The sequence below is a fragment of the Streptomyces sp. NPDC096205 genome (assembly GCF_044763135.1).
GTDB lineage: Bacteria > Actinomycetota > Actinomycetes > Streptomycetales > Streptomycetaceae > Streptomyces.
Map to the genome: position 1 here is coordinate 231,294 of NZ_JBIWFS010000004.1, position 19,680 is coordinate 250,973.

The 19,680-nt window shown below is 71.7% G+C and carries 18 protein-coding genes; 8 read left to right on the top strand and 10 right to left on the bottom strand.

The features are described 5' to 3' along the window. Window positions 1-49: 49 nt before the first annotated feature. The 7 genes from crcB (ACIQ6Y_RS17115) to ACIQ6Y_RS17145 all read right to left on the bottom strand — a co-directional run bounded on the left by crcB (ACIQ6Y_RS17115) (window position 50) and on the right by ACIQ6Y_RS17145 (window position 6,531). The gene (crcB, locus tag ACIQ6Y_RS17115) at window positions 50-424 is read right to left on the bottom strand and encodes a fluoride efflux transporter CrcB (RefSeq protein ID WP_404038922.1); all 375 of its coding nucleotides are present in this window, start codon (window positions 422-424) and stop codon (window positions 50-52) included. Continuing rightward, window positions 421-783: a DUF190 domain-containing protein gene (locus tag ACIQ6Y_RS17120; protein WP_404038925.1), complete on the bottom strand. Its 363-nt coding sequence runs from the start codon at window positions 781-783 to the stop codon at window positions 421-423. The genes crcB (ACIQ6Y_RS17115) and ACIQ6Y_RS17120 overlap by 4 nt, the downstream gene beginning before the upstream one ends. Beyond that, a complete protein-coding gene (crcB, locus tag ACIQ6Y_RS17125) occupies window positions 780-1,229 on the bottom strand; it encodes a fluoride efflux transporter CrcB (RefSeq protein WP_404038927.1) in 450 nt (149 codons plus the stop codon). Before crcB (ACIQ6Y_RS17125) ends, ACIQ6Y_RS17120 begins: the two co-directional genes overlap by 4 nt. Before the next feature lie 75 nt (window positions 1,230-1,304). After that, window positions 1,305-2,288, bottom strand: a complete 984-nt coding sequence (locus ACIQ6Y_RS17130) for an SMP-30/gluconolactonase/LRE family protein (RefSeq protein ID WP_404038930.1) — start codon at window positions 2,286-2,288, stop codon at window positions 1,305-1,307. Window positions 2,289-2,320: 32 nt separating this feature from the next. After that, on the bottom strand, window positions 2,321-2,608 hold the full coding sequence (locus tag ACIQ6Y_RS17135; RefSeq protein ID WP_404038933.1) for an ArsR family transcriptional regulator: 288 nt from the start codon (window positions 2,606-2,608) through the stop codon (window positions 2,321-2,323). Window positions 2,609-2,796: 188 nt separating this feature from the next. Then, window positions 2,797-4,356, bottom strand: a complete 1,560-nt coding sequence (locus ACIQ6Y_RS17140; protein ID WP_404038935.1) for an arabinogalactan endo-beta-1,4-galactanase — start codon at window positions 4,354-4,356, stop codon at window positions 2,797-2,799. Window positions 4,357-4,509: 153 nt separating this feature from the next. Continuing rightward, on the bottom strand, window positions 4,510-6,531 hold the full coding sequence (locus tag ACIQ6Y_RS17145) for a beta-galactosidase (RefSeq protein WP_404038937.1): 2,022 nt from the start codon (window positions 6,529-6,531) through the stop codon (window positions 4,510-4,512). 183 nt (window positions 6,532-6,714) lie between these two features. On the opposite strand from ACIQ6Y_RS17145, the gene ACIQ6Y_RS17150 reads away from it, so the two are divergent. The 7 genes from ACIQ6Y_RS17150 (at window position 6,715) to ACIQ6Y_RS17180 (ending at window position 12,857) form a co-directional block, all read left to right on the top strand. Next, window positions 6,715-8,043: an ABC transporter substrate-binding protein gene (locus tag ACIQ6Y_RS17150; RefSeq protein WP_404038939.1), complete on the top strand. Its 1,329-nt coding sequence runs from the start codon at window positions 6,715-6,717 to the stop codon at window positions 8,041-8,043. Next, window positions 8,040-8,963, top strand: coding sequence for a carbohydrate ABC transporter permease (locus tag ACIQ6Y_RS17155; protein ID WP_404038942.1), 924 nt, complete (start codon window positions 8,040-8,042; stop codon window positions 8,961-8,963). Before ACIQ6Y_RS17150 ends, ACIQ6Y_RS17155 begins: the two co-directional genes overlap by 4 nt. After that, window positions 8,960-9,865, top strand: coding sequence for a carbohydrate ABC transporter permease (locus ACIQ6Y_RS17160; protein WP_404038945.1), 906 nt, complete (start codon window positions 8,960-8,962; stop codon window positions 9,863-9,865). Before ACIQ6Y_RS17155 ends, ACIQ6Y_RS17160 begins: the two co-directional genes overlap by 4 nt. After that, window positions 9,862-10,893 carry a LacI family DNA-binding transcriptional regulator gene (locus ACIQ6Y_RS17165; protein ID WP_404038948.1) on the top strand — a complete coding sequence of 344 codons (1,032 nt, stop codon included), beginning with the start codon at window positions 9,862-9,864 and terminating at the stop codon, window positions 10,891-10,893. Before ACIQ6Y_RS17160 ends, ACIQ6Y_RS17165 begins: the two co-directional genes overlap by 4 nt. A 268-nt stretch (window positions 10,894-11,161) precedes the next feature. Further along, window positions 11,162-11,512: a VOC family protein gene (locus ACIQ6Y_RS17170; protein WP_404038950.1), complete on the top strand. Its 351-nt coding sequence runs from the start codon at window positions 11,162-11,164 to the stop codon at window positions 11,510-11,512. Window positions 11,513-11,581: 69 nt separating this feature from the next. Further along, window positions 11,582-11,995 carry a MarR family winged helix-turn-helix transcriptional regulator gene (locus ACIQ6Y_RS17175; RefSeq protein ID WP_404038953.1) on the top strand — a complete coding sequence of 138 codons (414 nt, stop codon included), beginning with the start codon at window positions 11,582-11,584 and terminating at the stop codon, window positions 11,993-11,995. 34 nt (window positions 11,996-12,029) lie between these two features. Further along, window positions 12,030-12,857, top strand: coding sequence for an arylamine N-acetyltransferase (locus tag ACIQ6Y_RS17180; protein ID WP_404038955.1), 828 nt, complete (start codon window positions 12,030-12,032; stop codon window positions 12,855-12,857). A 1-nt stretch (window position 12,858) separates the two neighbouring features. Here ACIQ6Y_RS17180 and ACIQ6Y_RS17185 read toward each other — a convergent pair whose 3' ends face one another. After that, on the bottom strand, window positions 12,859-13,269 hold the full coding sequence (locus ACIQ6Y_RS17185; RefSeq protein ID WP_404038958.1) for an SseB family protein: 411 nt from the start codon (window positions 13,267-13,269) through the stop codon (window positions 12,859-12,861). Between the two features lie 173 nt (window positions 13,270-13,442). Then, window positions 13,443-16,823, bottom strand: a complete 3,381-nt coding sequence (locus ACIQ6Y_RS17190) for a S8 family serine peptidase (RefSeq protein WP_404038961.1) — start codon at window positions 16,821-16,823, stop codon at window positions 13,443-13,445. Window positions 16,824-17,095: 272 nt separating this feature from the next. On the opposite strand from ACIQ6Y_RS17190, the gene ACIQ6Y_RS17195 reads away from it, so the two are divergent. Continuing rightward, window positions 17,096-18,877 (top strand): FAD-dependent oxidoreductase, encoded by a 1,782-nt coding sequence (locus ACIQ6Y_RS17195; RefSeq protein ID WP_404038964.1) that lies wholly within the window; start codon window positions 17,096-17,098, stop codon window positions 18,875-18,877. Window positions 18,878-18,895: 18 nt separating this feature from the next. Here ACIQ6Y_RS17195 and ACIQ6Y_RS17200 read toward each other — a convergent pair whose 3' ends face one another. Beyond that, the gene (locus ACIQ6Y_RS17200) at window positions 18,896-19,642 is read right to left on the bottom strand and encodes a hypothetical protein (RefSeq protein WP_404038967.1); all 747 of its coding nucleotides are present in this window, start codon (window positions 19,640-19,642) and stop codon (window positions 18,896-18,898) included. Window positions 19,643-19,680 lie beyond the last annotated feature (38 nt).

The following is a 19,680-nucleotide window of genomic DNA, read 5'->3' on the forward strand; positions in this document are numbered from 1 at the left end:
CGCGGCAGGGGGCCAGGGCCTGTCGTCCGGATCAGGGTCGGCGGAGGCCCTAGCCCCACACCGCGCGGGCCAGGGCCACGCCCGCGAAGGCCGCGCCGAGGCCGGCCAGGACGCTGAGGGCGGCGTTGGCGAGGGCGTAGCCCCGGGCGCCGTCCTCGGTGAGGCGGAGGGTCTCGTAGGAGAAGGTGGAGTAGGTGGTCAGCGCGCCGCACAGGCCGGTGCCGAGCAGCAGTCGGGTGTGGGAGCCGGTGACGCCCGCCGCGGCGGCGCCGGTCAGCAGGCCGAGGATCAGGGAGCCGGTGACGTTGACCGCGAAGGTGCCCCAGGGCATGAGGGAGTCGTGCCGGGACTGGACCGCGCGGTCGGTGAGGTAGCGCAGGGGGGCGCCGATCATGCCGCCGACGGCCACCAGCAGCCAGTTCATCGGCCGGCCTGCCCGTCCGCGCCGCTCTGGGGGAAGCGGACGACCTCCACCTCGTCGAGGGTCACCAGCCCCTCTTCGACCAGTTCGGCGAGGCGCGGCAGGAAGGCCCGTACGCGCTCCTCGGTGTCGACGATCACGACGGCCACCGGCAGGTCCTCGCTCAGGGAGAGCAGGCGCGAGGTGTGGATCAGGGCGGAGGCGCCGAAGCCCTCGATGCCGCGGAAGACGCTGGCGCCGGCCAGGCCGGCCTCGTGCGCGCGGTGGACGATCTCGGAGTACAGGGGCCGGTGGTGCCAGGTGTCGTCCTCGTCGACGAACACGGTCAGGCGCAGGGCCCGGGCGGCGGTCGGTCCGGTCATCGGGGCCTCCGGAGCAGCAGCCGGCGGGCGGCCGTCGCCGCCAGCCATACGGCCGTGAGGGCGGCGAGCAGGGTCGTGGCCAGGTAGGCCAGTGCGGTGGCGGTGCGGCCGTCGTCGAGGAGTTTCTGGATGTCCACGGCGTACGTCGAGAAGGTGGTGTAGCCGCCGAGCACACCGGTGCCGAAGAAGGGCCGCACCAGGCGGTGGACGGACCGGGCCTCGACGACAAGCACCATGAACAGGCCGATCACGGCGCAGCCGGTGACGTTGACCCAGAAGGTCGTCCAGGGGAAGCCGCCGCTGTGCGCGGGCCACAGCAGGGAGGCCGCGTACCGCGCGGTGGCGCCGATCGCCCCGCCCACGGCGACCGCCGCGACGACGGGTGCCTGGCCGTGCCGGCGCGCCGCGCGCACGGGGGCGTCCGTGCCGGTGTCCTGGGCTGTCATGGTCGTACGTCTCCTGCACCGCCGCTCCGCGGTGATCGCGGACCGTCAAAGGGTAACGCCGTCGGACGGACCGGGTCACTTCACGGCGGGCCGCTCGCACACCGCCACGCCGCGTTCCCACAGGCTGCCGAGGACGAGCAGGCCGGAGGCCTCGCAGACGCTGGTGGCCATGCGGAAGCGGGAGTGGCGGGCGGTGAGGTGGTGCAGGGCGCTGCCCTGGTCGTCGTAGGCGAGGACGCCGGTCGCGCCGGTGGGGCGGAAGGGGGCGTGCACGGCGGCCCGGGCGGCGGCGCGGCGGACGGCGGGGGCGGCGCGGTGGAGCAGGTCCAGGGGCGGGACGCGGGGTCCGGCGAGCGCGACCCAGATCGGGCCGTCCGGTCCGCCGCGCCACAGGTTGTCCGGCATGCCGGGCAGGTTCTCGGCGAAGGGCTGCGCCTGCCCCGCGGACGGCCCGGTGAGCGGCACGCGGGTCAGCCGGCGGGCGCCGGTCTCGGCGACGACCAGGAAGGACTCGTCGGCGGCGGGCGCGAGTCCGTTGGCGAACTGCAGCCCGTCCAGGACGACTTCGGGCACGGAGGCGCCGGGCGCCAGGCGCAGCAGGCGTCCGGTGCCGGTGTGTTCGACCAGGTCGCCGATCCACTGGTGGAGGGGGTAGCGGGTGCTGGAGACGGTGAAGTAGACGTTGCCGTCGGACAGGGCGACGACGTTGCTGCAGAACCGCAGCCGCTCCCCCGCCAGTGTGTCGGCGAGAACGTGTACGGCGCCGGAGGCGAGGTCGACGCGGAGCAGGCCGTGTTCGGCGTCGCAGACGAGCAACGTGTCGTCGCCGGGGAGCAGTTCCAGGCCGAGGGGGCGGCCGCCGGTCCGCGCGAGCACCTCGACGCGGGGGCCTCCGGCGGGGTTGGCCAGGCCGTCCAGGCGCAGGATGCGGCCGTCCTCGACGCCAGTCAGCACGCGTCCTCGCGTGTCGGCCACGACGTCCTCGGGCCCCCGCGCGCCGAGGGCGATCAGTCTGCGCGGCGCGAGTGCCTGCGGTGCGCGTGCCTGGGGTGCGGTCATCGACGCCCTGCCCTTCCGCCGGGGAGGTGACGCTACCAGCCCTTCTCGAACATCCGGGCCACCTCGGCGATGCGCACCTCGTCGCGCCGGTAGTGGACCGCGCGCCGGACCCGGCGGGTGCGCAGCAGGCCGAGCTCGGCGAGGAGGCCGAGGTGGGTCGCGGCGACCTCACGGCGCAGTCCGAGCCGGGCGGCGACGGCCTCGCAGGTGACCCCGTCCTCCAGGAGGTCGCCCTGGCGGCCGGGCGGGAAATGGGCGACCGGGTCCTTCAGCACCTCCAGGATGTCCAGGCGCAGTTCGCTGGTGGGAGTCCTCAGCATCTCGTCCCCCTCGACTACGGGCGCTCGTACAGCGCATTCCCACTTTGGCGCCGCACACGCCGCCGCGTCCGGCACTTCGCCACTCTTGTCCGGTATCGAACTGCCGTACGGCATCGAGGTGTTCGCCGACCCGGGCGCGCCAAGGGCCCGGCCGCCGGGGTGGCGGCCGGGCCCCTCGGGAAGGGCGGTCAGCGGTGGCTGAACCAGGACATCGAGGCGAGCGCCCGGTCGTCGTAGCCGAACAGGGCCTGGTTCTCCCAGGCGTTGCCGGAGGAGGCGTCGGTCGGGTCCCAGCCGTTGCCGGTGACCGCGGTCCAGGTGGCCTCCCAGTAGAAGACACCGAGGCCGCGGCCGTTCGGGACGGCCTCCACGATGCTCGCGACGTCGTTCATCCACCTGGTCTGCCCGGCGACGGTGGCCGGGTAGCCGGAGACGAGCTCACTGCTGAGGTCGATGACGTCCTCGTGGGAGTCCTCGCTGCCCAGCCGGAAGGGGTAGGCCGTCTCGGCGACGTAGACCGGCTTGCCGTAGCGGGCGGCCGCGTCGTCCAGGGTCGTCTGGAAGTCGTAGAGCGAGCCGTGCCAGTAGCCGTAGTAGGACAGGCCGATCACATCGAACTTCACGCCCTGGGCGACCGCGCTGTCGAACCACGAGCGGGTGCCCGCCAGGTCGCCGCCCTTGGCGAGGTGCAGGGCCACCTGCGTCGACGAGTTGACCGCCTTGACCGCGTCGTAGCCGGAGTTGAGCAGACCGGCGAGCTGCGACCAGTTGGCGGTGGAGCCCTCGTTCCAGAGCATGCCGCCGTTGATCTCGTTGCCCACCTGGACCATGTCGGCGGTGGTGCCCTGGGCCTTCAGGGCGTTCAGCACGTCGTACGTGTGGTTGTACACGTCGGTCTTGAGCTGGCTGTAGGAGTGGCCGGACCACGCGGACGGCTTGGCCTGCTGGCCGGGGTCGGTCCAGAAGTCCGAGTAGTGGAAGTCGACCAGGAGCTTCATGCCCTGGGCCTTGATGCGCTTGGCCGTCGCCAGGACCTGCGTCTTGGTGTTGTAGCCGTCGGCGGGGTTGACCCACACCTTCAGGCGCGCGTAGTTCATGCCGGCGGACTTGAGGACGGCGACCGGGTCACCGGTGGTGCCGGAGCTGTTCCGGTAGACGCCGCCCTTGGCCTCGCTCTTGGCGAGGGAGGAGATGTCGGCACCATGGATGGATGTACCGGACGTGCCGGACGTGAAGGTCAGGTCGTCGACATTGATCCAGTTGCCGGCGTTCGCGTCACTGTTGATGCTGATCGTGCACTGGTTGTTGGTCACATTGACCGGCACGACGATACGGATCCACCCGCTGGCGGAGACCGGGAGGTTCGTGCGCTGCTCGGTGCCGCCGCAGTTCTTCAGGGATATGTAGGCGGCGTTCTGGCCGCCGCCGGAGCGCACCCAGGCGGTGAGCTTGTAGTTCCCGTTGGTCAGCCCGGACAGGTACTGGTAGGTCTCCACCTTGTAGGCGGAGGACGCCCAGTGGCTGAGCCGGTAGCTGCCGCCGTGGCCGCCGGACTCCGAGAAGGAGGCGCCGGTGTCGCCGTACTCGGACCAGCCGCTGGGGGTGCCGGTGCCGGCTCCGTCGGTCTCGAAGCCGCCGTTGGTGAGGGTGCTCGCCGCCTGTGCGGTCTGGGCGGGCAGGGAGGTGAGGGCGAGGCCCGCGGCGAGCGGGAGCAGCAGGGCCTTGATGGTGCGTCTGGGATGGAACATCGTCGTCCGTCGTCCCTTCGACGTGATGGGGATGGGGGTGCCTCCGCCGCGGCGGTGAGACCGGGGTTCCCGGGGCTCCCTGGAAGGACCTCGGGTGGAGGCGGCCCCTCCGCCCGCGGCTCGTGCGGCTCGCGCGGGCGGAGGGGAGTCGGCTCAGCCGTCGAGTCGCAGGACCCGTACGGCTCCCGCGGGCACGGCCAGCCGGCCCGCGGCGCGCTCGCCCGTCAGCAGTTCGGTGCCGGGCGTGTCCAGCGGCACCTTCGCCTCGGTGGCGGTGTGGTTGATCGCGAACAGGTAGCTGCCCTGCTCGCCCGTGCGGTGGACGACCTCGACGTCCCGGGGCAGCTCGGTGCGCGGCGCGAGGCTCGCGTCCTGGGCCGCGCGGGCGAGGACGGCGTCGACGCCGTCGGTGCCGAGGCGGGTGGAGATGTACCAGGCGGTGCCCTCGCCGAGGCGGTGCCGGGTGACGGCGGGGCGGCCGGCGGTGAGGCCGTCGGTGTACGTCCACATGGTCTCGGCGCCGCGCGGCACCACGAACTCCGTCCACACGTCGCCGTCGAGCTCGGCGCCGTCGGGGCCTCTCAGGCGCACGCGCTCGCCGCCCAGCAGCGGCGAGAACTCCTCGACGGTCAGGCCGAGGGTGTCGCGCAGCACGCCCGGGTAGGCGCCCTCGTGGACTGCGTCGTGCTCGTCGACGATGCCGGAGAAGTACGACACGACGAGGGTGCCGCCCTGCTCGACATAGCGCCGTAGGTTGTCGCCCGCGGCCTTCGTCATCAGGTACAGCGCGGGGACGACGACCAGCGGGTAGGCCGACAGGTCGGCCTCCGGGTGGGCGAAGTCGACCGTGAGGTGCCGGTCGTAGAGAGCCTCGTAGAAGCTGTCGGCGCGCTCGCGGGCGTCGTGGTCCTCACTGGGCCGCCAGTCGAGGTTCTGCGCCCACCAGGACTGCCAGTCCCACAGCACGGCCACGTCGGCGACCGTGCGGGTGCCGCGGATCGGGTTCAGGGTGTCGAGGGTGGCGCCCAGTTCGACGACCTCGCGCCACACGCGTGTGTCGGTGCCGCCGTGCGGGACCATCGCGGAGTGGAACTTCTCGGCGCCACGCCGGGACTGGCGCCACTGGAAGAACATGGCGCCCTCGGAGCCACGTGCCACATGGGCGAGAGAGTTGCGGGCCATCTGGCCGGGGGCCTTGGCCGGGTTGCGGGCCTGCCAGTTGACGCCCGAGGTGGAGTGCTCCAGGAGGATCCAGGGGGCGCCGCCGGCGACGGAGCGGGTGAGGTCGGCGGCCATGGCGAGGTTGACGTGGGTGCGGCGGCCGTCGGTGATCAGGTAGTGGTCGTTGGTGACGATGTCGACCTCGCGGCCCCATGCCCAGTAGTCGATGGAGTCGCACTGGCTGAGGGCGGTCATGAAGTTCGTCGTGACGGGGACGCCGGGCGAGAGGCGGTGCAGGATGTCCCGCTCCATCAGGAAGTTCTCGCGGATGGTGGCGTCGGCGAAGCGGCGGTAGTCCAGCGCCTGGGCCGGGTTGCCCACGGTGGGGGTGGCGCGGGGCGGGTTGATCTCCTCGAAGTCGCCGTAGCGCTGGCCCCAGAAGGCGGTGCCCCAGGCCTCGTTCAGCGACTCGATCGTGCCGTACGTCCCCAGCAGCCAGCGTCGGAAGTGGCCCGCGCAGGAGTCGCAGTAGCAGGCCGAGACGGGGACGCCGTACTCGTTGTGGACGTGCCACATGGCCAGCGCCGGGTGGTCGCCGTAGCGCTCGGCGAGCTTGGTGGCGATGTTCGCCGCGGCGGCTCGGTAGTCGGTGTTGCTGTGGCAGATGGCGCCGCGCGAGCCGAACTCGTAGCGGGTGCCGTCGGCCGTCACCGGCAGGGCCTCGGGGTGGGCGCGGTAGAACCACACCGGCGGGACGACGGTGGGGGTGCCGAGGTCGACATGGATGCCGTTCTCGTGCAGAAGATCGAAAAGCCGGTCGAGCCAGGCGAAGTCGTACACCCCGGGTGAAGGCTCCAGGAGCGCCCAGGAGAAGATGCCCACACTCACCATCGAGACGCCGGCCTCACGCATGAGCCGGACGTCCTCGTGCCAGACGGTTTCCGGCCATTGCTCGGGGTTGTAGTCCCCGCCGAAGGCGAGCCTGGTGAGGCCCCTGGGGGTGGCGTCCGGCATGGATTCTCTCCCGGGTAATCGATCATTTGGGAACGTGCACACACACGCTCAGCGGTGCGAGCCCAACATAACCGCACAGCAACAACCATTGACAAGTGTCTGGGATGTTTCTCTACTGTGAACGCTCACAGAAGCATGGCAGGTCTTCGCAACAGGCGGAGACCCAGGTCAGGGGAGAGATCCATGCCCATCACGAAGCGCCGCGGGCTCCGTCGGGTCACAGCCACCGCAGTCGCCGTCGCACTCGGCACCACCGCCCTCGCCGCCTGCGGCGGGTCCGACGACGAGAACGAGGCCCAGTCCGGCCCGGTCTCGCTCACCTACTGGACCTGGACGCCCGGCATGGACAAGGTCGTCGACCTGTGGAACAAGGGCCCGGGCAAGGAGCAGCAGATCACCGTCACGGTGAAGAAGCAGGCCTCCGGCGACACACTCGTCACCAAGATCCTCACGGCGCACAAGGCCGGCAAGGGCCCGGACCTCGTCCAGGCCGAGTACCAGGCCCTGCCGACGCTGGTCAGCAACGACGCCCTCGCGGACATCTCCGGCGACGTGGACGACGTCAAGGACAAGTTCGCCGACGGTGTCTGGCAGCAGACCACGCTGGGCACGGACGCGGTCTACGCGGTCCCGCAGGACATCGGCCCGATGATGTTCTACTACCGCGAGGACCTGTTCAAGAAGTACGGCCTGAAGGTCCCCACGACCTGGGAACAGTTCGCCGAGACCGCCCGCGCGCTGAAGAAGAAGGCGCCGGGCACCGACCTGACGACGTTCTCCGCCAACGACTCCGGCCTCTTCGCGGGCCTGGCCCAGCAGGCCGGCGCGAAGTGGTGGACCACCGAGGGCGAGAAGTGGAAGGTCGGCATCGACGACGCGGCGACCCAGAAGGTCGCCACGTTCTGGGGCGACCTCGTCAAGGAGGGCGCCATCGACAACCAGCCGATGTACACCCCGGCCTGGAACAAGGCGCTCAACACGGGCAAGCAGATCGCCTGGGTCAGCGCCGTGTGGGCGCCGGGCACCCTGACCACCGCCGCGCCCGACACCAAGGGCAAGTGGGCCATGGCCCCGCTCCCCCAGTGGACGGACAGCGACAACGTCACCGGCAGCTGGGGCGGATCCTCCACCGCGGTGACCACCGACTCCGGCCACAAGGAGGCCGCCGCCAAGTTCGCCGCGTGGCTGAACACCGACGGTGACGCCCTGAACGCCCTGGCCAAGGAGAGCGGCATCTACCCGGCCTCCTCCGCCGCCCAGCTCAGCGGCGCCTTCACCACCCCGCCGGAGTACTTCGCCAACCAGCCCGACTTCTACCAGCAGGCCGCGAAGATCGCGAAGACCACCGCGCCCGCCGCGTGGGGCCCGAACGTGAACGTCGCCTACACCAGCTTCAAGGACGCCTTCGGCGCCGCCGCGAAGAACAAGTCGGACTTCGGCGCCGCCCTGAAGACGATGCAGGACGACACGGTCGCCGACATGAAGAAGCAGGGCTTCGAGGTTTCCGAGTGACGACCGCACGCCGGAAGTCGTACGGGGTCAAGGGGGCCCCGTACGCCTTCCTCCTCCCCGCAACGATCCTTTTCGCGCTGTTCTTCGCGCTCCCCATCGGCTACGCGGTCTGGCTCAGCTTCCACAAGGTGAAGGTCTCCGGGCTGGGCCTCGGGTCCGGTGCCCGCAAGGAGGTCTGGGCCGGGCTGGAGAACTACACGTCCGCCCTCAGCGACAGCGAGCTGCTCGACGGCGCCCTGCGCGTCCTCGGCTACGGCTGCATCGTCGTGCCGGTGATGCTGGGCCTCGCCCTGCTGTTCGCGCTGATGCTGGACTCCGACAAGGTCAGGCTCGCCCCCTTCACCCGCCTCGCGATCTTCCTGCCGTATGCCATCCCCGGCGTGGTGGCGGCGCTGCTGTGGGGCTTCCTGTACCTGCCGGACGTCAGCCCGTTCTACTTCGTGCTGGAGAAGTTCGGCCTGCCGCAGCCGGACCTGCTGGACGGCGGTCCGCTGTACCTGGCCCTGTCGAACATCGCGGTCTGGGGCGGCACCGGCTTCAACATGATCGTCATCTACACCTCGCTCCAGGCCATCCCGGCCGAGGTGTACGAGGCGGCGAAGCTGGACGGCGCCACCCCGCTGCAGATCGCGCTGCGGATCAAGATCCCGATGGTGGCGCCCTCGCTGGTGCTGACCTTCTTCTTCTCGATCATCGCCACGCTCCAGGTGTTCAGCGAGCCGATGACGCTCAAGCCGCTCACCAACGCGATGTCGACGACCTGGAGCCCGCTGATGAAGGTCTACCGGGACGCCTTCGGCACCGGTGACATCTATGCGGCGGCCGCCGAGGCCGTGATCATCGCGATCGTCACGCTGGTGCTCAGCTTCGGCTTCCTGCGCACCGCGAACCGCAGCAACAAGCAGGGGGCAGCACGATGAGTTCTCTTGCCGTACAGAAGGCCCCCTCGGCGGCCGGCACCGCCGGTGCCCGGCACAGCCGTCCGCCGCTGCGCAGCCGGATCGCGCTCGTCCCGACGATCACGCTGCTCGTGGGCGCGATCTACTGTCTGCTCCCGGTGGCCTGGGTGGTGATCGCCTCCACCAAGTCCGGCAGTGAGCTGTTCTCCACGTTCACCTTCCTGCCGGGCACGGGCTTCACGGACAACCTGTCCGACCTCAACGCCTACCGCGACGGCGTCTACTGGAAGTGGATGGGCAACTCCGCCCTCTACGCCGTCCTGGGCGCCCTGCTGTCGACGGTGGTCTCGGCGTTCAGCGGCTACGCGCTCGCCATGTACCGCTTCCGCGGCCGCGAGGCGATGTTCAACGTCCTGCTGGCGGGTGTGCTGATGCCGCCGATCATCCTCGCCGTCCCGCAGTACCTGCTGATGGCCGAGGTGGACCTGACGGACTCCTACCTGTCCGTGCTGCTCCCGCAGATCCTCTCCCCGTACGGCGTGTACCTGGCGCGGATCTACGCCGCGGCGGCCGTGCCCGGTGACGTGGTCGAGGCGGGCCGGATGGACGGGGCGAGCGAGTGGCGGATCTTCACGCGGATCGCGCTGCCGATGATGGTCCCGGGCATGGTGACGGTGTTCCTGTTCCAGTTCGTCGCGATCTGGAACAACTTCCTGCTGCCGTACATCATGCTCAGCGACGACGAGAAGTTCCCGATCACGGTGGGTCTGCACACGTTGCTGGAGCAGGGCGCCAACACACCTGCCCTGTACACCCTGGTGATCACCGGCGCGTTCCTCGCGGTGTTCCCGCTGATCGCGCTGTTCCTGGTCATTCAGCGGTTCTGGAGCCTGGATCTGCTGTCCGGAGCCGTAAAGTCATGACCATGAGCAACACGGGGGGCCGGCGCAAGCCGCCGACGATCCACGACGTGGCGCGCGAGGCGGGTGTCTCGCGCGGCACCGTCTCGCGCGTCCTCAACGGCGGCCACTACGTCAGCCCGGCAGCGGCAGAGGCCGTCAACGCGGCCATCCGCAAGACGGGTTACGTCGTGAACCGGCACGCGCGCTCGCTGATCACGGGCCGCTCCGACTCGGTCGGCTTTCTGCTGACGGAGCCTCAGGAGCGGTTCTTCGAGGACCCCAACTTCAACGTCCTGCTGCGCGGCTGCACGCAGGCGCTGGCCGCGCACGACATCCCGCTGCTGCTGATGATCGCCGGCACGGAGGACGAACGGCGGCGGATAACGCGCTACATCACCGCCGGGCACGTCGACGGGGTGCTGCTGGTCTCCAGCCACTCCGGCGACCCGGTCGCCGAGCGACTGCGCGAGGCGGGCGTACCCCTGGTCGCGTGCGGCAAGCCGATCGGGCTGGCCTCGAAGGTGAGTTACGTGGCCGCCGACGACCGCGACGGCGCCCGTGACATGGTCCGGCATCTGCTGTCCCTGGGCCGCCGCCGGATCGGCGTGGTCACCGGTCCGCTGGACACCCCGGGCGGTGTCGAGCGCCTCGCCGGCTACAAGGAGGTGCTCACCGCCGCGGGCATCGACATCGACGACCGTCTGATCGTCCCCGGCGACTACAGCCGGGCCAGCGGTGAGGCGGGCGCCGAACGGCTCCTCGCCCAGGTGCCCGACCTGGACGCGGTGTTCGTGGCCTCCGACCTGATGGCCCAGGGCGTCCTCACGGCCCTGCACCGGGCCGGGCGGCGGGTACCCGAGGACATCGCCATCGGCGGCTTCGACGACTCCCCCGCCGCGCTGGCCGCCAGCCCCGAGCTGACGACCATACGGCAGCCCTGGGACCGCATCAGCGCCGAGATGGTCCGCGTACTCCTCGCCCAGATAGGAGGCGAGGACCCGGCGGCGGTGATCCTCCCGACGGAGCTGGTCAAGCGCGCGTCGACGTGACGGAGGGGGCGGGCCGGGTCCGGGGGGCCTGCCCCTGTCGGCGTTCGGGGGGCGGGTCCCCGTGACCTGCCCCCGTCCTGGTGCAGGGGCGGGTCCCAGTGACCTGCCCCCTGCCGCGTCTGCGGTGGTCACACTCCCGGTGCCGTACGCGCTCGGCCGGAGCAACCGGTCAGGATCGGAGAAGCCGCCCGGGCCCGCCCGGTCCTAGCGTGGGATCACCGGCGCGCAACGGGCGCCGGTCCACGCGGAACGTCACGAGGAGTACGCCATGACCGCCGGCCTGAAGACGATCATCTACCCCGTCAAGGACCTGGACCGGGCGAAGGCCCTGTTCGGCGCGCTGCTGGGGGTGGAGCCGTACGCGGACGAGCCCTACTACGTCGGGTACAAGGACGCGGGTCAGGACGTCGGGCTCGACCCCAACGGCCACGCCCAGGGCCTGACCGGGCCGGTGCCCTACTGGCATGTGACCGACATCCGGGCCACGCTCGCGGCCCTGCTGGAGGCCGGGGCCGCGCCGCTGCAGGACGTACGGGACGTCGGCGGCGGCCGCCTGATCGCCTCCGTGAAGGACCCGGACGGCAACCTCGTCGGGCTGCTCCAGGACCCCGCGGCCTGACCGCCTCGACCCGGCCACCGGTGATAGTTGCACAGTCAACAATGGTCGGAACGGTGTTACCGTGCGGGTATGGCAGTCAACACGGCCGATGCCCGGCTGGAAGAGCGGTGGCGGGACATCCTGTCGGTGCACGCGCGCACGATGTGCGAGATCGACCGGGCCCTGCATCCGCACGGCCTGGGCGCCAGCGACTTCGAGGTGCTCGACCTCCTCGCCGCCGATCTGGGCGAGGAGGGCGAGCAGTGCCGGGTGCAGAACCTCGCCGGACGGGTGCACCTCAGCCAGAGCGCGCTGTCCCGGCTCATCGGCCGCCTGGAGAAGGAAGGGCTCGTCGAGCGCTCCGTGTGCGCCGAGGACCGGCGCGGGGTGTGGGTGTCGCTGACCCGCAAGGGCCGCGATCTGCACGCCGAGGTGCTGCCGCTGCAACGGTCGGTGCTGTCCCGCATGCTGGGCGCCACCCAGGACCTCGCCGAAAAAGAGTGATCATCGCCTCGGCGGTGTGCCTAGAGTCGGCTCCATGTCCGATGACACCGCTGAGTTCGACCTTGACGCCTATCTCCGCCGGATCGGCTGGGAGGGGCCCCGCCGCCCCGATGTGACGACACTGCGCGGCGTGCAGCAGGCGCACGTCCGGTCCATCCCCTTCGAGAACCTCGACCCGCTGGCCGGTCGGGCCCCTTCCCTGGAACCGGCCGACCTCATGGCCAAGCTGGTGCACAGCAGACGCGGCGGCTACTGCTTCGAGCACAACGCGCTGTTGCGCGACGCGCTGCGCGCGCTCGGCTTCGCGGTGCGGGAGATCGCCGGCCGCGTCGTGGTCGGCGCCGACGACATCACCAGTCGTCCCCGCACCCACATGCTGCTGGAGGTGCGGGTGCCCGGCGACGAGCAGCCCTACCTCGCCGACGCCGGTTTCGGCAGCCCCGGTGCGCTGCTGGAGTCCGTGCCCCTGGTCGCGGACACCGAGTTCCGCTCCGGCACGCGCCGCAATCGTCTGCTCCTCAGACCCGACTGGGGCCCGCTGCCGCTGTGGACGCTCCAGGCGTACGAGAAGGAGCAGTGGGCCGATCAGTACGTCTTCACCCTCGACACCGTCGTACCGAAGGACTACGAGGTCGCCAACTGGTACGTGGGCACGCACCCCCGCTCGCCGTTCACGGGCAGTGCCTATGTGCAGCGCACCACCGCCGAGGGCCATCTGCTGCTGTCCGGGTCCCTCCTCAGCGAGACGGCGGCCGACGGCTCCGTCACCGAGCGCGAGCTCACCGACGAGCAGGAGGCCCGCCGTGTCCTGGACGAGCTCTTCGGCATCACCGCGCCCGACGACGTGACGCTGCTGCCTTGAGTCAGCCCTGCGGGCGGGCCAGCAGAGTGCGGACGCCCTCCGAGGTCAGGGTCAGCCCGTGCTCGGAGGCCGCGTCGATGGTCAAGGACAGCCCTTCGTCCGTCGGCCACTGCGAGGCGAGGGCGCCCAGCGGGACGAGCCGGTAGCGGGAGACGTACGGCAGCAGGTGGGCCATCTCCGGCTCCGAGGTGAACACCGGCACCACGGGAGAGCCGCCCGGATGCTCGATGACGGGCAGGGTCACCGTCGTGGGGTCGGTGGCCTCCGCGTCGGTGGCGTCGTCGGGCACGGGCACCAGGACGTGGCTTCCGGCCAGGGTGTCCAGTGCCGCCGCGTCCTCGGTGTTCTCGGCGAGCGCGTCCAGAGCGCGCTGGGCCGGCGTGTAGTTGTTGCGGTGCGCGGGTGTGTCCATGACGTCTTCCCTGGTGACGGCGGTCGGGGAGCGGCCCGGGCCAAGATCGGCCCCGGTGCGGTGTCCCCCGCGTACCCGGTGCGGCCCGGACCATGCCACCCGCTGGGAACAGGCTCGGAGCCCCCCGTCGGGGCCGCCCGCCGACCCCGGCGGGCGGCCTTCCAGGCGGCGGGTCAGCGCACGTCGTACGCGCGCGTCACCGTCTGCGCGACCGTGTTGCCCCGGTCGTCGGTGATCTCCGTCCTCAGCGTGACCGGCTTGCCGGAGGCGCCGGTGTGGTCGAGCACCGCGGTCCAGGCGCCGCCCTCACGGACGGTCCGCGCCTCGGTCCAGGTGGTGCCGCCGTCGTAGGAGTACGCCAGGGACACCTCCGTCAGGGCACCCGGGGTGTATCCGGCGTGCCCCTCGGCGGTGACGCCGATGCGCACACCGTTCTCGGCCGGGACCGTGTTCAGGCCGTCGACCGGGACGTCGTACGACGGGAAGAGGATCGGCAGGCCGCGGGAGAAGACGTCCTCCTCCAGGTGGGAGCGGAAACCCCAGGTGGTGGTGATCGCGGTCGAGCGGTGCCAGTTGCGGTCGGAGCTGGGCAGCTTCAGCAGGTTCTGGGTCAGCTCGTAGCGGGCGTCGCCGGCCGGGACCTCGAACACGCCGAACGGCCAGCTGCTGGTGCCGATCTCCTCGCCTTCGCGCTTCAGGACGAGGTTGCCGATGTCGCCGAAGGAGGCGCCGCCGGACCAGTGGTCGCCGGAGCCGTCGACCCAGAAGGCGCTCTGGAAGCCCATCAGGCCGCCCTGCCGTTCGGCCGCGAGCGTCGGCTCGCCGTCCTGGTCGCGGGCGGCGGCCGGGCGGAGCACCCCGCGGTACCACTCCTCGGTGCGGGTGTCCCCGGGCGCGTACGTGCGGTCCTGGTCGAACAGGAAGGCGCCCCACGGGAAGCTGCTCATCACCCCGTGCTCCCAGGCGTCGTCGCCGGTGGTGTAGTACGCCGTGCGCGTGGCGGGCACATGGACCGGGTCGAGCAGGCCGACGGTGACGTACGTGTCGCCGCTCCAGGACGGGCGCAGGCTCAGCGCGTCGCGGTAGTCGGCCTCCTTGCCGACCGCGTTCCACCGCTCGGTGACACGGGCCAGCCGCCCGTCGCGCGGGTGATAGGTGCGGGGCCCGGTCAGCGGGCCCTCGGTCGGGAAGGACAGGTTGTAGACGTACGCGCCACCGTCGTCGTCCGTGCCGAGGGCGCGCCAGGTCGAGCGGAACTCGAAGGTGCCGTGCGTCGCCCGCCGGTCGACGGACGCGTAGTAGTCCCGCACGGCCGAGGTCGCGGACAGCTCACCGCTCAGCAGCCAGGTGTCGTCCCAGACGCGGGCGTACGACAGTGCCGTGCGGGCCACGGTCGACGGGCGGTCGGTCGCCACCTGGATGCGGTGGGCCCGGCGGGCGTCCAGGACCAGGGTGGTGTCCTCGATGATCCGGGTCTGCGGGCGGCCCAGGTAGGTGACGGAGGCGGGGGCGCCGGTGTCGTCGTAGCCGACGGCGAAGGCGCTGATCAGGTAGTCGCCGGGGCGGACGCGGTAGGTCTGCACGGCCCCGTCGGTCGGGCGGCGCTCGCCGCGGTCGGCGTCCAGGGAGACGACGTCCAGGGAGGAGGCGCCGGTGGCGGGCTCGCCGTCGCGGTCGAGGACCTGCACGTCCAGGGTGACGGTCTCCGGCTCGACGTAGAGGGTGAAGGGCACGGAGACGTGCGTGCCGCGGCCGGTGGCAAGGACGCGGCCGGTGACGGCGCCGTACTGGGCGTCCCTGAGCCGGGCGGTCGGGTCGATGCGCAGCGGCACCCGCACGGTCGCGCCCGCCGGGACGGTGACGCGTCGGTCGCCGAGGCGGGCGACCGGCGTGGTGACGCGGCTGCCGTCGTTGCCGCGGACGCCGTCCAGGTCGAGGCCGAGGGTGACCGGGCTCCGGCCGGTGTTGGTGAACGGCACGTCCACGGTGATGCGGTCGGCGGAGGTCTGCGGCCAGGCGTAGGTGCCCGCCTGCACGGCCGGGACGGAGGTCACCCGCTGGTGGGCGGCGGCGGCCACGTCGAGGACACCGGCGCCGGCCTCGGCCGCGTCCGCGACCTCGCCGCCGGTGCGGGCGGAGGCCACCAGTGCGGCCTTGACCTCCTGGGCGGTCCAGTCGGGGTGGGCCTGGCGGACGATCGCCGCGGCGCCCGCGACATGCGGGGTGGCCATGGAGGTGCCGGACATACCGGTGTAGGCGTACACCCCACGGCCGCCCGCGCGGGCGGCGGAGATGGCGACGCCCGGGGCCGCGATCTCCGGCTTGAGGGTGTGGGTGACGGCCACCGGGCCGCGGCTGGAGAAGGGCGCGGTGGTGTCGTCGCGGTCGACTGCGCCGACGGTGAGCACCTCGGGGACACAGCCCGGCGAGGAGACCGTCTCGGTGCCGGGCCCGGAGTTGCCCGCGGCGACCACGAACAGGGTGCGGGTGGAGGCGCCGAATTCCCGGGCCGCCTGGGCCATCGGGTCGTCGCAGGCGCCGATCGCGTTGGAGCCGAGGCTCATGGAGGCCACGTCGGCGCCCTGGTCGACGGCCCACTGCATGCCCGCGATGATCCAGGAGCTCTGGCCGGAACCGGAGTCGTCGAGCACCTTGCCCACGAGCAGCGAAGTGCCCGGCGCGACGCCCTTGTTGCGGCCGTCGCTCGCGGCGCCGGAGCCCCCGACGGTGGAGGCGACGTGCGTGCCGTGGCCGGCGTGGTCCTCGCTTCCGGTGGGCGAGCCGGTGAAGTCCCGCGTGGCGGCAACGCGTTGGGCCAGGTCCGGGTGGTCCGCGTCGACGCCGGTGTCGAGGACGGCGACCTTGGTGCCGGTGCCGTCCAGGCCCTCGGCCCAGGCGCGGTCGGCGTGGACCTGGCGGGTGGAGCGGTCGAGTGTGGCGGTGACCTTGCGGTCCAGCCACAGCCGCTCCAGGGCCGAAGTGCCCCGTGTGCGCGGCTCGGTGACGTCCCGCCAGAAGGTCGCCGCGGTGTCCTTGTCCGCCTCGAGGGCGACACCGTTCACGGCCGGCAGGGCAAGCCCGCGCTCGGCGCCACGGGGCGTGGCCGGTGCGCTGCGGGCGGCGCCGCCCTGAGCGTCGTACTGGGCGATGAGGGGCAGCGTGGCGGAGTGCGTGTCGTCGTAGCCCTGGCGTATCAGGCTGGTGACATTGAAGAGTTCCTCGTCGACCAGGCCGTCCGCGAGCGCCTCGGCCGCGGTGGCCGGGTAGACGTACAGGTCGCCGCGGTACTGCCGGGTCTGCACCAGCGGTGCCTCACCGTCGGCGCCCGGCAGTACGACCGCCGTGCTGTGTCCGGCGGCGTCGGTGGCCACGGCGACGCGGTCGCCGGTGACGAGCGTGACCGTGGCCGTGTCACTGCCGTCCTGAGTGCTGCCGACGATGGGTCTGTGTACCGGTCCGTCGTCCTGTGGTGCGGCGCCGGACGGCACGACCGCGGTGGCGGCCAGGGCCACGGCGGTCGCCGCACCGAGGGCCAGGCGCGTAGTCGCACGCATGCGTATCCCCAATTCACGTGAGCCGGAGGTGCTTTGACCGGTGACACTGACAGACGCGCACGGCCCGCGGCGCCCCGCGGACTGACGGATTCCCGCCATGGCCGCTATCCGCCACAGGTGGGCCGAAGCCGCTGGTCAGGGACCGGGACGGGGAGAGCCGCCGGCAGGCGCCGGGATTCGGCCAGAGCGTCGCACGTGTCTTCCGGGGTTCGGGTGACGTCCGTATGCTCCTGCGCCTACCACTGGGTTACCAACGGTAAGGGGGCCGGATCATGGGGCAGTTCAGCGGGCGGCGGACGTTTCTGGCGGGGGCCGGTGCGGGGGCGGCCGCGGCCGCGGCCGGGCTTCCCGTCGCGAGACCGGCGGTGGCGGCGACGGGTGGCACCGAGGTCTCGGGGGCGCCCACGGTGGCCGTACTGGGGGGTGGGGTCGCCGGTCTGACGGCGGCTCATGAGCTGGCGGAGCGCGGCTTTCGCGTCACGGTGTACGAGCGCCGGGCACTGGGCGGCAAGGCGCGCTCCATGGACGTACCCGACAGCGCGCGGGGCGGGCGCCGGCCGCTGCCCGCGGAGCACGGCTTCCGGTTCATCCCGGGGATCTATCACAACCTGCCGGACACCATGCGCCGCATCCCCTTCCCCGGCAATCCGAACGGCGTGTGGGACAACCTCGTGGCGCCGCCCGAGATGGCGTTGGCCCGCACCGGCCGCGAGGATCTGCGCGCACCCCTGCCCTGGCCGGGCCACCGGGGCGCACAGCTGACCCTCGACGAGATCCGGCGCGCGCTGACGGCGCTCCTCGACACGGTCACCGCCATCCCCGCGTACGAGGTGGCGTACTTCGTCAACCGGCTCGTCGTCTTCCTCACCAGCTGCGCCGAGCGGCGCAACGACACCTGGGAGGCGCGGCCCTGGTGGGAGTTCACCGGCGCGGCCCGGATGTCCCAGGACTACCAGCGCATCCTCGCCGTCGGCGTCACCCGCAACATCGTCGCCACCAAGGCCGAGGAGGCCTCCACCCGGACGGTCGCCTCACTCCTGGAGGCGTTCTTGTTCAACGCGCTCGGCCGCGGCGCCGACGGCCCGCTCGACCGCATCCTCGACGCCCCCACCAACGAGGCCTGGATCGACCCCTGGACCGCCCATCTCACCTCACTGGGCGTGGAGTTCAGGATCGGCTGGACGGTCCGGGAGGTGGCGTACGGCGACGGCCGGGTGACCGCCGCGCTGATCGAGGACCCGCAGGGCGTACGGCAGCGGGTGACGGCCGACCACTACATCTCGGCGATGCCGGTCGAGCACGCCCGCCGCACCTGGGGCCCCGCCCTGCGCGCGGCCGACCCCCAACTCGCGCGCTGCGACGCGCTGCGCACGGACTGGATGACGGGCATCCAGTTCTATCTGACCGAGTCGGCCCCGCTCCTGCACGGCCATCTCAACCTCATCGACTCCCCCTGGTCGCTGACCGCGATCCAGCAGGCCGAGCACTGGCCGGACCGCGACTTCGCCGCCGACTACGGCGACGGTACGGCGGTGAACTGCCTGTCCGTCGACATCTCCGAGTGGGACCGGCCCGGCATCCTCTACGGCAGGACGGCCAAGCAGTGCACCCGGGACCAGGTGGCGCGCGAGGTGTGGGCCCAGCTGAAGGCGGCGCTCAACGACACCGGCCGCACGGTCCTCAAGGACAGCGCCCTGCACTCGTGGTACCTCGACCCGGGGGTCTCCGGCCTCGGCACCCCGAACCCCGTGAACGACGACGAGCTCCTCATCCACCCGGTCGGCACCTTCCACCGCCGCCCCTCGGCCCGCACGCGCGTCCCCAACTTCTATCTCGCCGGCGACTATGTGGCCGTCGACATCGACCTCGCCACCATGGAGGGCGCCAACGCCTCCGCCCGCCAGGCGGTCAACGCCCTGCTGGACCGCACGGGTTCGACGGCTCCGCGCTGCACGGTCACGCCGTTGTTCGAGGCGCCGGAGCTGGCGCCGCTGCGGCGGCACGACCTGACCCGGTACCGGCTGGGCCTGCCCAACCTGTTCGACCTGGGGTGACACACCGGGTGCGTGCGGTCAGGTGCCGAAGTAGCGCGTGAACGGGCCGTCGTCCACCGCGAACAGGCCGCTGAACGGGGTGTTCATCTGGTGGATGAGCAGCACCGTGAAGGTGATCAGAGCGGTCAGGCCCATCACCATCACGACATGGGTGAGGCTGCGCTTCACGCCGAACATGAACATGAAGGTGACGGTGAGCAGCCCACCGACGATCAGCCCGAACCACAGCACCGGCGACAGCGCCTCCCCGGCGTCCGTCTCCCGTCCGCGCCGGGCCTCGCCCAGTGCGCTGAGCTGGGCGAGGGACTCCTGCGCGGTGATCTGCTGGGCCGCGGTGGCGCCCGCCGGGACCTGTCCCTCGGCCCGCAGGCGGTCCAGCAGCACCCAGCCCTCCTGGGCCGGGAAGGACCCCTCCTCCATGGCCGGCCACTCGGCCGTCGTGACATGCCGGACGTACGCCTCGATGCCCTGGCGGGTGTGCTCGGCCTGCGCGGGCGGCAGGCCGTCGGACAGCATCCGGATCTGGTGCGCGGCGCTCGCCTCGGCCTGTACATGCTCCTCCGCCCCCGACCGCGTGTCCCAGACCGAGACCATCGACAGCCCGAGCACCAGCGCGTAGAGCACGCCGACCATCATCGAGATGTACTCCGCCACGTCCTCGCGCGGTTCTTCGTCCGCGCCCAGCGGCCACAGGCGGTTCTTCACGAGGACGACTGCGGCGGCGAGCAGGGCGCAGCCGAGGACGATGGCAAGGGTCTCGGTCATCGGGGTCAGTGGCTCCTCTGGGTGCGGGCGTACGTGCC

What these genes read in the sequence shown, in the direction of transcription:
- crcB (WP_404038922.1), bottom strand. Translation starts at nt 424, where the DNA reads ATGAACTGGCTGCTGGTGGCCGTCGGCGGCATGATCGGCGCCCCCCTG.
- ACIQ6Y_RS17170 (WP_404038950.1), top strand. Translation starts at nt 11,162, where the DNA reads ATGACCGCCGGCCTGAAGACGATCATCTACCCCGTCAAGGACCTGGAC.
- ACIQ6Y_RS17140 (WP_404038935.1), bottom strand. Translation starts at nt 4,356, where the DNA reads ATGTTCCATCCCAGACGCACCATCAAGGCCCTGCTGCTCCCGCTCGCC.
- ACIQ6Y_RS17180 (WP_404038955.1), top strand. Translation starts at nt 12,030, where the DNA reads ATGTCCGATGACACCGCTGAGTTCGACCTTGACGCCTATCTCCGCCGG.
- ACIQ6Y_RS17200 (WP_404038967.1), bottom strand. Translation starts at nt 19,642, where the DNA reads ATGACCGAGACCCTTGCCATCGTCCTCGGCTGCGCCCTGCTCGCCGCC.
- ACIQ6Y_RS17160 (WP_404038945.1), top strand. Translation starts at nt 8,960, where the DNA reads ATGAGTTCTCTTGCCGTACAGAAGGCCCCCTCGGCGGCCGGCACCGCC.
- ACIQ6Y_RS17150 (WP_404038939.1), top strand. Translation starts at nt 6,715, where the DNA reads ATGCCCATCACGAAGCGCCGCGGGCTCCGTCGGGTCACAGCCACCGCA.
- ACIQ6Y_RS17120 (WP_404038925.1), bottom strand. Translation starts at nt 783, where the DNA reads ATGACCGGACCGACCGCCGCCCGGGCCCTGCGCCTGACCGTGTTCGTC.
- ACIQ6Y_RS17165 (WP_404038948.1), top strand. Translation starts at nt 9,862, where the DNA reads ATGACCATGAGCAACACGGGGGGCCGGCGCAAGCCGCCGACGATCCAC.
- ACIQ6Y_RS17145 (WP_404038937.1), bottom strand. Translation starts at nt 6,531, where the DNA reads ATGCCGGACGCCACCCCCAGGGGCCTCACCAGGCTCGCCTTCGGCGGG.
- crcB (WP_404038927.1), bottom strand. Translation starts at nt 1,229, where the DNA reads ATGACAGCCCAGGACACCGGCACGGACGCCCCCGTGCGCGCGGCGCGC.
- ACIQ6Y_RS17190 (WP_404038961.1), bottom strand. Translation starts at nt 16,823, where the DNA reads ATGCGTGCGACTACGCGCCTGGCCCTCGGTGCGGCGACCGCCGTGGCC.
- ACIQ6Y_RS17130 (WP_404038930.1), bottom strand. Translation starts at nt 2,288, where the DNA reads ATGACCGCACCCCAGGCACGCGCACCGCAGGCACTCGCGCCGCGCAGA.
- ACIQ6Y_RS17195 (WP_404038964.1), top strand. Translation starts at nt 17,096, where the DNA reads ATGGGGCAGTTCAGCGGGCGGCGGACGTTTCTGGCGGGGGCCGGTGCG.
- ACIQ6Y_RS17175 (WP_404038953.1), top strand. Translation starts at nt 11,582, where the DNA reads ATGGCAGTCAACACGGCCGATGCCCGGCTGGAAGAGCGGTGGCGGGAC.
- ACIQ6Y_RS17135 (WP_404038933.1), bottom strand. Translation starts at nt 2,608, where the DNA reads ATGCTGAGGACTCCCACCAGCGAACTGCGCCTGGACATCCTGGAGGTG.
- ACIQ6Y_RS17185 (WP_404038958.1), bottom strand. Translation starts at nt 13,269, where the DNA reads ATGGACACACCCGCGCACCGCAACAACTACACGCCGGCCCAGCGCGCT.